This is a genomic window from Achromobacter sp. 18P8.1.1, assembly GCF_057799415.1.
On record NZ_JBYOKH010000045.1, the window covers coordinates 43,499 to 54,701 of the forward strand.

Sequence of the window (11,203 nt, forward strand, 5' to 3'; positions counted from 1 at the left end):
TATCCTTGCCCGATGGAACTACGCGCGGACACTGCCCAGGAAGGGCGCAACCACCACGTCTGGGGCTTCGCCCCTGTCGCAACCCCCCATTCGCGGGTGCTGGTCCTGGGCTCCATGCCCGGCGTGGCGTCGCTAGCGCAAGTCCGCTACTACGCCCACCCCCGCAACGCATTCTGGCCCATCGCCGCGCAGGTCCTGGGCTTCGATCCCGCCCTGGACTACCCCCACCGCCTGCAAGCCCTGCAAGCCGCCGGCATCGCCCTGTGGGACGTCCTGCAAGCCTGCGAACGCCCCGGCAGCCTGGACGCCAACATCCGCCACGACACGCTCATCCCCAACGATTTCGCCGCCTTCCTGACGGCCCACCCGGCCATCACCCGCATCTGCTTCAACGGCGGCAAGGCCGCCACCCTCTACCGCCGCCACGTCCTGCCCACGCTACCCCAAACAAACCTGGAATACGTGGACCTCCCCTCCACCAGCCCCGCCCACGCCGCCGCCTCCTTCGAGACAAAGCTCGCCGCCTGGCAACAAGCACTCACTGCCTAAACACCACGGCGGCAACACCCCCGCAGTTCCCCCGCAACACCCCCCAGCTCCCCCGCAACACGCCCGCAACACGCCCGCAGCTTCCCGGCAACACCTCCCGCACCCCCCGGCAACACCTCCCGCCCCCCCCCGGCAACACCTCCGGCCCCCGCAACCCCCAACACGTATGCCCGAAAAGGCCGCGCAGGGCGGCCTTTTCGGGCGGGCATGCCACCCCCTTCCAGCGGCATCCTCACCCCCACCAGAACGCCAAGCACACCGCTCTCCCCAGCGGCCTTGGCATGACGCTGCTGGAGCTGGTTGTCGCGCGGGCGGGGGTGGGGCGGCCGTTCGGTGACGCCCGACGGAATCCGAAGGGAGCCGTAGGCGGACGAGGATGAGGACGGGGAAGTCCGGCCCCCGCGGGCCGGACCGTCATCGTTGGCCGCGCCACCCCCGCCCGCGCGACAACCGGCGCCCCAAGAACCCAGCACCAGCACCAGCACCAGCACCAGCACCAGCACCAGCACCAGCACCAGCACCAGCACCAGCACCAGCACCAGCACCAGCACCAGCAGCCAGCAACCAGCAACGGCAACCTGCGACTCCTTGCCCCGTATCCGTCCCCCAATTGATTCAAATCAACCCCCTATATAACTCCTAGTGATAAGTTAATAACAACAAAAAGTAACCGCCCCGGAGCCCCAAGCAATGCCCCCTTCACCCGAACCCCCCCTACCCAGTAAACGCGGCTTCCTGAAAGGACTCCTCGGCCTGAGCGCCGCCGCCACCATCATCCCCATCCACGCCGAAGCCACCGGCCTGAACGGCCAACCTCCGCGTCGCCCCGGCATCCCCGGCAAGCGCTACGGCATGGTCGTCGACATGCGCAAATGCATCGGCTGCCAGTCCTGTACGGTCAGCTGTTCCATGGAAAACCTGCCCCCCATCGGGCAATTCCGCACCACCGTCCTGCAGTACGAAGTCACCCCCGACGACGGCGGCCCCTGCGCCATGGTCATGTTGCCCCGCCTCTGCAACCACTGTGACAACCCGCCCTGCGTCCCCGTTTGCCCCGTGCAAGCCACCTTCCAGCGGGAAGACGGCATCGTGCTGGTCGACAACGAACGCTGCGTCGGCTGCGCCTACTGCGTGCAAGCCTGTCCCTACGACGCCCGGTTCATCAACCACGAAACGCAAACGGCCGACAAATGCACGTTCTGCGAACACCGCCTGGAAGCCGGCCTGCTGCCGGCCTGCGTGGAAAGCTGCGTCGGCGGTGCGCGCGTCATCGGAGACATGAACGACCCCGAGAGCGCCATCTCCAAACTGCTCGTCGAACACAAGGCGGACATCAAGGTCTTGAAACCCGAAATGAAGACCGACCCCCACGTCTATTACATCGGCCTGCCCGACGCGTTCGTGCACCAGGTCGACGGCCAGGCCGGCGTGCGCCTGGCTGGCGGACATTGAGCCATCACAGGGGACTTTCATGCAGATCTCGGAATTGCTCACGCCGGTCTATGACGCCGCCTGGTTGCCTTGGGCCGTGCAGTATTTCTTTCTTATCGGCATCAGCGCCACCACCGCGCTGACCGCCGCCTTCGCCGCTTTCGGCCCGGCCGGATCGTCCGCGCACCGGCTGCTGCCGGCGGCCGCGACCGTGCTGCTGGTGACCGCCGTCGCCGCGCCGGTGTCATTGCTGGCCGACTTGCACCAGCCCGGCAGGTTCTGGCACTTCTACGCGCATGTCACGCCATGGTCGTGGATGTGGCTGGGCGCCTTGCTGCTGCCCGTGTTCGTGGGCCTGGCCGTGCTGTTTTGCGCCGCGTGGTGGTGGGGCCGCATCGCCTGGGTGCGCCTCCTGGGCGTGGCCCTGGCGCTGTCGGCGGTGTCGATCCTTGTCTACACCGGCGCCGAAGTCATGGTGCTGCGTTCGCGGCCCTTGTGGCACACCGTGTTCCTGCCCGTGAACTTCGCCTTGACGGCCTGGCTGGGGGCGCTGGGCGCCATGTTCCTGGTGGGCCGCTGGCTGCCCGGCGGCATGAACGCCTTGCCGGTGGGCATGCTGCGCCAGCTGAGCTTGGCCGCCGTCGTGCTGATGGCCTTGGGCGCCGGTGCCTGGGCCGTGCTGGGCACGCTGGGCGTGGATCCGTCATTCGACGCGGCCCTACGGCTGTTCGCCGAATTCCCGATCTGGCGCATCAGCCTGGCGGGCGCCGTCATCACGGCCTTCTGCATGATCGCGCTGCTGCAGCGCCCGGCCCAGGCGCTGGCCGCTCCGCTGCCGTCGGCCACCCTGGCGCTGACCATGCTGGCGGCCGCGTGGATCTTCCGCTGGGTGGTGTTCATGAGCGTGCAGGGCGTGCCCAAGTATGGCGCGGGCCTCTACCTGTACGACATGCCCTGGGGCAGCGACGGCCTGCTGGGCATGGTCGGAGTGCTGGGCCTGTGCGTGGCGCTGGTCACCGCAGTGACCTGGGCCCTGGAGCGGTTCCCGGCGCACGCGCGCGGCATGGCGGCCTGAGTGGCCTAAGCGGCAAAAGCGGCCGCAAGACGAAAGCACATGGAAGACAAAGCAATGGACAAGCAACACGAAGACGACAAGCCTGGCGCGGCCGACGCGCCCGACAATGCGCTGCAGGACGCGGCGCGGCGCAAGTTGATGGTGCGAGGCGGCATGGTGGCCGGCGGCATGGCGGCCTTTGCGGCCGGCTATGGCGAAACCGTCACCCGCGCGGTCAAGGGCCTGGCGCACGGCACGGCCGGCGTGCCCACCGCCCATGCCGTGCGCGGCAATTCGCTGACGGCGGAATTCCGCATCGACCCGCTGACCGGCGTGTTGTCCGCCCAGCCGGGCCAGACGGTCAGCCCGTCCAGTTGCCTGGGCTGCTGGACCCAGTGCGGCGTGCGCCTGCGCGTGGACACCAAGGAAAACCGCATCCTGCGCGTGGCGGGCAACCCCTACCACCCGCTGGCCACCACGCGCCCCGCCGCGATGGAAACGCCCGTGCGCGAGGTCTATGCGCAACTCGGCGGCGAGAACGGCCTGGAAGGCCGCGCCACGTCCTGCGCCCGCGGCTCGGCCATGCTGGAACAGATGAACAGTCCGTTCCGCGTGCTGCAACCGATGAAGCGCGTGGGCGGGCGGGGCGAAGGCAAGTGGCAGACCATCTCGTTCGAGCAACTGGTGCAGGAAGTGTGCGAAGGCGGCGACCTCTTCGGCGAAGGCCATGTGGAAGGCCTGCGCGCCATTTTCGACCGCGACACACTGCTGGACCCTGACAATCCGGAGTACGGCGCCAAGGTCAACCAATTCCTCTTCACCGACGCCTCCAACGAAGGCCGCACGCCCCTGATCCAGCGCTTTGCCGCGCAGTCCTTCGGCACGGTCAACTTCAGCAACCATGGCTCGTACTGCGGCCAGAGCTTCCGCGTGGGTGCGGGCGCCGCCTTGGGCGACTTGAAGGGTATGCCGCACGGCAAGCCGGATTGGGACAACGCGCGCTTTGGTCTCTTCATCGGCGCAGCGCCGGCGCAAGCGGGCAACCCCTTCCAGCGCCAGGCCCGGCAATTGGCCGAAGCACGCGTGCGGCCGGAGGAAGACAGCTTCACCTATGTGGTCGTGTCGCCCATGCTGCCCGCGTCCTCCAGCCTGTCGGCCGGCTCAGGCAACGAGTGGGTGCCGGTGAATCCCGCCAGCGACCTGGCATTGGCGATGGGTCTGATCCGCTGGATCCTGGACAACGAACGCTTCGATGCCCGCATGTTGGCGCAACCCGGCCCCAACGCCATGAAGGCGGCTGACGAAGCCGCCTGGACCAACGCCACGCATCTGGTGGTGGCTGAACCCGGCCACCCGCGGCTGGGCAGTTTCGTGCGCGGCGCAGACCTGGGCTGGCCGCGGCCGGCCGACGCCGACGAAAAGTGGGAAGACGTCTATGCGGTGCGCCTGGAAGACGGCACGCTGGCGCCGCACACGACTGCGTCGCCGGCCACGTTGTTCGTCGATGAGCGCATCGCCGTGCCGGGTGTGGCAGGCGGCGCGGAAACGGTGCGCGTCTGCTCGTCCCTGGCCTTGCTGCGCGAGGAATCGCACCGCAAGTCGCTGGACGAATACGCTGGACTGTGCGGCGTGCCGGCCGACAAGATCGCCTCGCTGGCCAAGCGCTTCACCAGCTACGGCAAGTGCGCCGTGGCCGACGCGCATGGCGGCACGATGAGCGGCGCGGGTTTCTACACGGCCTACGCCATTGCCATGCTCAACACGCTGGTGGGCAACCTGAACGTGGACGGCGGTCTGGTGCTGGATGCCGGTCCGTTCCCGCCTTACGGCCCCGGCCCGCGCTACAACATCGCCGGCTTCGCCAACCGCGCCACGCCCAAGGGCGTTGCCTTGTCGCGCAACCGCTACCCGTACGAGAAGTCCAGCGAATTCAAGCGCAAGAAGGCGGCGGGGCAGCCGGCGTATCCGGCGTCCGCGCCCTGGTATCCGGCCACCGGCGGCCTCAGTTCTGAAATGCTGGCGTCCGCTTTGGCGGGGTATCCGTACCGCGCCAAGGTCTGGTTCAACCACATGAGCAACCCGATTTACGGCATTGCGGGTTTGAAGGGCGTGATCATCGACAAGATGAAGGACCCGCGCATCCTGCCGCTGTCGGTCTCGATCAACCCGTTCATCAACGAAACCAACGCGCTGGCCGACTACATCGTGCCGGACACGGTCACGTACGAAAGCTGGGGCGTGTCGGCGCCCTGGGCCGACGTGGTAGCCAAGGCTTCCACCGTGCGCTGGCCGGCCGTGCAACCGCGCGTGGCACGCACCGCCACCAACGAGCCGGTCTGCCTGGAAACTTTCCTGATTGCCTGTGCCAAGCGCCTGGGCATGCCAGGCTTTGGCCAGAACGCGATCTCTGACAAGGACGGCGCCAAGTACGCGCTGGACACGCCCGAGGACTTCTTCCTGCGCGGCATGGCCAACATCGCGTTCTCGGCCGGCCGCGCCGTGCCCGAGGCCAGCGACGACGACATGGCGCTGACCGGGGTGGACCGCTATCGCAGCCTGTTGCAGCACAAGCTCAAGCCTGGCGAATGGCGGCAGGTCGCCATGCTGATGAGCCGGGGCGGCCGCTTCGACAAGATGGAAGACGCCTGGGTCGACAAGGGCCAGAACCGCCAGACCCGCCAGGCTTACGCCAAGCCGCTGCAGGTCTGGAGCGAGGAACTCGCGGGTTTTCGCCATGCGATGACCGGCGAACGCTACAGCGGCTGTCCGACCTGGTATCCCGCACGCCTGGCCGATGGCCGCGACGTGCGCACGGAGTACCCGGCGCAGCAATGGCCCTTCCTGCTCAGCTCGTTCAAATCGAACCTGATGAGCTCCATGTCGATCGGCGTGAACCGTCTGCGCCAGGTGCATCCGCACAACCCGGTGTCGATCAACCGGCAGGATGGCGAACGCCTGGGGCTGCGCAACGGCGACCCTGTGCGCATCGTGACGCCCGGCGGCGCCGTAACCGGGCTGGCCTTGCTGCGCGACGGCATCCAGCCGGGTGCAGTCGGCATCGAGCACGGCTATGGCCACACCGAGCTGGGCGCACGCGCCCACGTGGTCGACGGCAAACCCATGCCGCACGATCCTGCACTGGCGGCAGGGGTCAACCTGAACGACCTGGGTTTCGGCGACGCCACGCGAGGTGAACACGCCAACGTCTGGATCGACTGGGTGTCTGGCGCGGCCGTGCGCCAGGGCCTGCCGGCGCGGATCGAGCGCGCCTAGGCTGGCGTGGCCGATGCCCAGTCGTGTTAGCGCACGACGGTGTCGGCCACCAGTTCCAGGCCGTCCGCGCGGACGGCCACATCGGGCAGCACGCCGCTCAGGTCGCCAGGCCGGGCGGCGGCTGTGCCGGAACGACTGATGCGGATCTCCACCTGCACGCGGTTCGCGCGTGACAGCGTTGCGTCCGGCGACATGGCGTTGCTGTCATCCAGCACAAACGCGCGCGGCAGGTCCGAAACGCGCAGCTGCAGAATCGCCAGCGGCATGCGCGACCCTTCGACGGGCCGCGCCAGGATGAATACGGTATCGCCGGGCTGGACCTGGCTGCGCAAGGCGTCCGCGATGCGGGCTTGCCCGCTGATGCGGGCGGCCGTGGCATCGCCGACGGGCGGCGCCGCGGAAGGTGCAACCGGCGCGGCCTGCGGTGTGGTACCCGACGTGGCACCCCCCGTCGCATTCATCGGGGCGGTCTCCGTGGTGTTACGCGCGGATGGCGCGCCGGCTGTCATCGTGCGGGCCTGGGCGATATTGGACTGGAGCTGCCGCGCGGCCTCGGAGTCCGGCGGCAGCAGGGCTTGCAGCCGTTCCCAATGGGCCAGCGCCTCGGCGGCGTCGCCGCGCCGCAACGCCATCATGCCCGCCAGCGCCAAGGCTTTGGGCTGATCCGGCTGCGCGGCCAGCGATTGCACCACGGCCGCGACCGCATTGGCGTCCGGTACCCCCTGATTGGCCGACAGCAGGGCGTCGGCCAGGTCAGCCAACACGGCGGGCTGGCCGGGAACCAGGCGCAACACCTGCTGGTAAGCCGCGACCGCATCGGTGTAGCGGCCCAGCGTTTCATAAGAGCGCGCCAGCGTGTACCAGCCGTCCGCATCGTCGGGCGCGTTGCGCAGGCGCTGCGCCAGCGCATTGATGGCCAATGCCATGTCGTCGCCCGTGTCGTCCGCGTGCGGTTCGACGGCGCTTGCCATGACCGACACGTCTGCCGCCGCGCGGGGATTGCCAAGCTTGCCGTACAGCAGCACGGCGGCCACCGGGATCAGCACGCTAAGCAGGCAGGCGGTCGCTACACCCGCGCGCTGGCCACGCACCGGCGCGGCCTGTCGCTGGCGTTGGGCCAGGTCTTGCAGCAGGTCGCGCTGCAACTCGTCTTCCGCGCGCGCCAGGCCATCGGCGGTGAGGCTGCCGTTCTGCCTGTCGCGCCGCAATTGTTCGCGCTGGGCCAGGTAGAACGCGCGCACATTGGCGTCGGAGGCGGTGTCAATGGGCGGCGCGCGGCGTACCAGCGGCGGGATCAGGCACAGCAGTGTCGCTAACAGCAGCAACAGGACGGCGAGCCAGAGGGTTGTCATGAACCGGTATCCAGAAAGCGGGCGGCACGGGCGCGTTCGTCGGCCGTCAGGGGCGCGCGGGCGCCCGACCGGCGTTTCAGCGTACGCATCAATACCCAGAAGCCCAGCGCCAGCAACGCGAACGGCCCCAGCCACAGCAGCCAGGTGATGGGTTTGAACGGCGGGTCGTAGCGAACGAAATCGCCGTAGCGGTCTTCGAAGAAGCGCATGATCTGCGCGTCGCTGCGGCCCTCGGCCAGTTGGGCATGGATCAGGTTGCGCATGTCGTGGGCGAGCGGCGCATTGGAGTCCGCCAGCGTCTGGTTCTGGCAGACCAGGCAGCGCAGTCCATGGGCCAGCTTGTCGGCGCGTTGCTGGTCGGCGGAAGACAACGCGGGCAGGGCAGGCGGTGCTTGCGCGGCGGACGCCAGCGCCGCTGCCAGGCTCAGCGCCAATGCCAGCACCAGCGACGCGGCGGCTAGAAGGCCGGGCATTCTCATCGCAACCCCTCGATCAATGGCTGGATGCGGTTGCGCCAGATGTCGGGCGTGATCAGGCCCAGCTGCTTGTAGCGGATGCGCCCGGCGCCGTCGATCACGAAGGTTTCGGGCACGCCATAGACCCCGTATTCGATACCGACCCGGCCGTCGGTGTCACTGGCGGATGCGATGTAGGGGTTGCCGTTGCGGGCCAGCCAGGCCAGCGCATCTTCGGGCTTGTCCTTGTAGTTCAACCCGTACAGTGGAATGCCGTGGCGCTGGGCGGCTTCGCGCAGCACCGGCAGCTCTTCGCGGCAGGGGCCGCACCACGACGCCCACACGTTCAGCAGCCAGACCTGGCCGCGCAACGACTGCACGTCCAATTGCTGGCCGGGCGCTTGCAGCAGCGGCAGGCTGATCGCCGGGGCGGGCTTGTCGATCATGGCCGACGGCACCGCGCGCGGATCGCGCGACAGGCCCATCGCCAGGAAGACGGCCATCGCCATGAAGACGCCTAACGGCAGCAGGTAGCGCAGCATCAGTACCCCTCCCGCGCCGGACGGGGGGCGGGGGCCGCCTCGCCCTCGGGGCGGCGCGCCGATGCTTCCTGGGCGCGGCGGTAGCGCTTGTCGCCTGCGGCCAGCAGGCCGCCCAGCGCCATCAGCAGGCAGCCGGTCCAGATCCAGGTCATGAAGGGCTTGACCTGGATGCGTACCGTCCACGCGCCATCGCCCACGGGCTCGCCCAACGCCACGAACAGGTCGCGGCTAAAGCCGCTGTCGATGTCGGCCTGGCTCAGCGCCATGTCCTGCACGGTGTACAGGCGCTTTTCGGGATATAGCGTCACCACCGGGTTGCCGTTGCGCGTGACGGGAAATACCGCGCGTTGCGCGCTGTAGTTCGGCCCGGCGGCGGGCGCCAGGCTGGCGAAGGTGAACTGGTAGCCGCCGGCTTCCTGCGTGGCGCCCAGTTCCATGCGCAATTCGTGCTTGACCTCGTAGCCGTTGGCCAAGGTGACGCCGGCGATGAAAATGCCCACGCCGGCGTGCGCCAGCAACATGCCGTACCAGGCGCGCGGCTGGCGGCCCAGGCGACGCAGCCAATGGCCGTCGCCGTCCGTCAGGCGCTGCCGGGCGTGCGCCGCGGCGCTGGCAACCGACCAGCCCGCCAGCCACAGGCCCAGCATGATCATGGGCGAGCCCAGCCGGAGCGGGCCCGGCATCGCCAGCGGCAGCAGCACGGCGGTTGCCACGCTGACGCCGAATGCCACGCGCAGCCGTCGGCCCAGGTCGGGTATGCCGGCCTGCTTCCAGCGGGCCATGGGCCCCACGCCCATCAGGAAGATGGCCGGCGTCATCAGCGGCACGAAGACGGCTTCGAAGTAGGGCGGGCCGATGGATATCTTGCCCCAGTCCAGCACGTCCAGCACTACCGGATACAGCGTGCCCAGCAGCACCGAGCCGGCCGCCACGGTCAGGACCACGTTGTTCGACAGCAGCAGCGATTCCCGCGACAGCAGCGAAAAGCCGCCGCCCAGCCCGACCGTCGGCGCGCGCCAGGCGTACAGCGTCAGCGAACCGCCCACGATCACGGTCATGAAGGCCAGGATATACAGACCGCGGCCCGGATCCACCGCGAAGGCGTGGACGGAGGTCAGCACGCCGGAACGGACCAGGAACGTTCCCAGGATGCTGAGCGAAAACGTGCAGATCGCCAGCAGCACCGTCCAGCTGCGGAAGGCCCCCCTGCGCTCGGTGACGATCAGCGAGTGGATCAGGGCCGTGCCCGCCAGCCAGGGCATGAACGAGGCGTTCTCCACCGGGTCCCAGAACCACCAGCCGCCCCAGCCCAGCACGTAGTAGGCCCAGGCGCTGCCCAGCAGGATGCCGATGGTCAGGAAGGTCCAGGCGGCCAGCGTCCACGGGCGCACCCAACGCGCCCACAGCGCATCCAGTTCGCCCGACAGCAAGGCGGCGATGGCGAAGGCGAAGGCAACGGAAAACCCCACATAGCCCATGTACAGCATGGGCGGGTGCACGATCATGCCGGGGTCCTGCAGCAGCGGATTCAGGTCGCGCCCGGCCATGGCCGGCGGCATCAGTCGTTCGAAAGGGTTTGACAGGAACAGCAGGAACAGCAGGAAGCCCACGCTGATCCAGCCCATCACGGCCAGCACGCGGGCGGCGAAAGCCAGGGGCAGGCGGCGGCTGAACACGGCGACGGCGAGCGTCCAGGCGGTCAGCAGCAGCAACCACAGCAGCAGCGACCCCTCGTGTCCGCCCCAGACGGCCGCGAAGCGGTAGGCGGCAGGCAGGTCGGCGTGGGAATTGCCTGCCACATACAGCACCGAGAAATCGTTGTGCACGAACGACCAGGCCAGGCAGCCGAAGGCCAGCACGGTCAGGCAGAACTGGCCCACAGCGGCGGGCCGCGCCACGCGCAGTCCGGCCTGCCAGCCGGTGGCGGCGCCGATCAGCGGCAGGGTGGCTTGCGCCAGCGCCGTCAGCAGCGCCAGGATCAGGCTGAACAGGCCGATCTCGGGGATCATCGGGGCTGCTCCCGCATCGCGTTGGCAGCCGTGGCTTGTCCGGCGCGCTTGATCGCATCGGCGGCCTCGGGCGGCATGTAGTTCTCGTCATGCTTGGCCAGCACTTCCGTGGCGCGGAACACGCCATCGGCGTCCAGCTTGCCCGCCACCACCACGCCCTTGCCCTCGCGGAACAGGTCGGGCAGCAGGCCCTGATAGGTCACGGGCACGGTATGCGCGGTGTCGGTCACGATGAACCGCAGGGTCAGACCGTCGGCCTCGCGGCGCACGGAACCTTGCTCCACCAGCCCGCCCACGCGAAAGCTCCCGGTCCGTGGGGCTTCTTTCGCCACCACCTGCGTGGGGCTGAAGAAGAACACCAGGTTCGATTGCAGCGCATTGAGTACCAGCGCGGTGGCGATGGCCAGCAGCCCCAGGCCGCCCGCGATGGCGAACATGCGGCGCTTGCGCGGCGTCATGGTCGTCCCTCGCCAGCTTGCCTGCGTGCGGCCTGGCGCCGGGCGCGCGCGCGGCGCCCCACCACAACCCCCACACCACC

The 11,203-nt window shown here is 68.7% G+C and carries 9 protein-coding genes; 4 read left to right on the forward strand and 5 right to left on the reverse strand.

Features of this window, described 5'->3' with window-relative positions; all coding sequences use genetic code 11:
- Window positions 1-12: 12 nt before the first annotated feature.
- The 4 genes from AC27VE_RS23640 (at window position 13) to AC27VE_RS23655 (ending at window position 6,307) form a co-directional block, all read left to right on the forward strand.
- The gene (locus AC27VE_RS23640) at window positions 13-549 is read left to right on the forward strand and encodes a DNA-deoxyinosine glycosylase (RefSeq protein ID WP_488705139.1); all 537 of its coding nucleotides are present in this window, start codon (window positions 13-15) and stop codon (window positions 547-549) included.
- Window positions 550-1,239: 690 nt separating this feature from the next.
- Window positions 1,240-2,001 (forward strand): sulfate reduction electron transfer complex DsrMKJOP subunit DsrO, encoded by a 762-nt coding sequence (gene dsrO / locus AC27VE_RS23645; protein WP_088588527.1) that lies wholly within the window; start codon window positions 1,240-1,242, stop codon window positions 1,999-2,001.
- Window positions 2,002-2,020: 19 nt separating this feature from the next.
- Window positions 2,021-3,055, forward strand: a complete 1,035-nt coding sequence (nrfD, locus tag AC27VE_RS23650; protein WP_488705140.1) for an NrfD/PsrC family molybdoenzyme membrane anchor subunit — start codon at window positions 2,021-2,023, stop codon at window positions 3,053-3,055.
- Window positions 3,056-3,109: 54 nt separating this feature from the next.
- Window positions 3,110-6,307, forward strand: coding sequence for a tetrathionate reductase subunit A (locus AC27VE_RS23655; protein WP_488705145.1), 3,198 nt, complete (start codon window positions 3,110-3,112; stop codon window positions 6,305-6,307).
- A gap of 26 nt (window positions 6,308-6,333) precedes the next feature.
- On the opposite strand, the gene ccmI is transcribed toward AC27VE_RS23655, so the two are convergent.
- Genes ccmI through ccmE form a run of 5 tightly spaced genes read right to left on the reverse strand, consistent with a single transcriptional unit; the run spans window position 6,334 to window position 11,123 of the window.
- Window positions 6,334-7,659 (reverse strand): c-type cytochrome biogenesis protein CcmI, encoded by a 1,326-nt coding sequence (gene ccmI / locus AC27VE_RS23660; RefSeq protein WP_488705141.1) that lies wholly within the window; start codon window positions 7,657-7,659, stop codon window positions 6,334-6,336.
- Window positions 7,656-8,132, reverse strand: a complete 477-nt coding sequence (locus AC27VE_RS23665) for a cytochrome c-type biogenesis protein (protein WP_488705142.1) — start codon at window positions 8,130-8,132, stop codon at window positions 7,656-7,658. Before AC27VE_RS23665 ends, ccmI begins: the two co-directional genes overlap by 4 nt.
- Window positions 8,133-8,134: 2 nt before the next feature.
- Complete coding sequence (locus AC27VE_RS23670) at window positions 8,135-8,656, reverse strand: DsbE family thiol:disulfide interchange protein (protein WP_006224208.1); 522 nt, start codon at window positions 8,654-8,656, stop codon at window positions 8,135-8,137.
- Entirely contained in the window at window positions 8,656-10,665 is a 2,010-nt protein-coding gene (locus AC27VE_RS23675) for a heme lyase CcmF/NrfE family subunit (RefSeq protein WP_488705143.1), read from the reverse strand. The genes AC27VE_RS23670 and AC27VE_RS23675 overlap by 1 nt, the downstream gene beginning before the upstream one ends.
- Window positions 10,662-11,123 (reverse strand): cytochrome c maturation protein CcmE, encoded by a 462-nt coding sequence (gene ccmE / locus AC27VE_RS23680; RefSeq protein ID WP_088588521.1) that lies wholly within the window; start codon window positions 11,121-11,123, stop codon window positions 10,662-10,664. Before ccmE ends, AC27VE_RS23675 begins: the two co-directional genes overlap by 4 nt.
- Between the last annotated feature and the right edge of the window lie 80 nt (window positions 11,124-11,203).

Excerpts from the sequence above, each read along its gene's own strand:
- AC27VE_RS23640 (WP_488705139.1), top strand. The coding sequence starts at position 13 with ATGGAACTACGCGCGGACACTGCCCAGGAAGGGCGCAACCACCACGTC.
- dsrO (WP_088588527.1), top strand. The coding sequence starts at position 1,240 with ATGCCCCCTTCACCCGAACCCCCCCTACCCAGTAAACGCGGCTTCCTG.
- nrfD (WP_488705140.1), top strand. The coding sequence starts at position 2,021 with ATGCAGATCTCGGAATTGCTCACGCCGGTCTATGACGCCGCCTGGTTG.
- AC27VE_RS23655 (WP_488705145.1), top strand. The coding sequence starts at position 3,110 with ATGGACAAGCAACACGAAGACGACAAGCCTGGCGCGGCCGACGCGCCC.
- ccmI (WP_488705141.1), bottom strand. The coding sequence starts at position 7,659 with ATGACAACCCTCTGGCTCGCCGTCCTGTTGCTGCTGTTAGCGACACTG.
- AC27VE_RS23665 (WP_488705142.1), bottom strand. The coding sequence starts at position 8,132 with ATGCCCGGCCTTCTAGCCGCCGCGTCGCTGGTGCTGGCATTGGCGCTG.
- AC27VE_RS23670 (WP_006224208.1), bottom strand. The coding sequence starts at position 8,656 with ATGCTGCGCTACCTGCTGCCGTTAGGCGTCTTCATGGCGATGGCCGTC.
- AC27VE_RS23675 (WP_488705143.1), bottom strand. The coding sequence starts at position 10,665 with ATGATCCCCGAGATCGGCCTGTTCAGCCTGATCCTGGCGCTGCTGACG.
- ccmE (WP_088588521.1), bottom strand. The coding sequence starts at position 11,123 with ATGACGCCGCGCAAGCGCCGCATGTTCGCCATCGCGGGCGGCCTGGGG.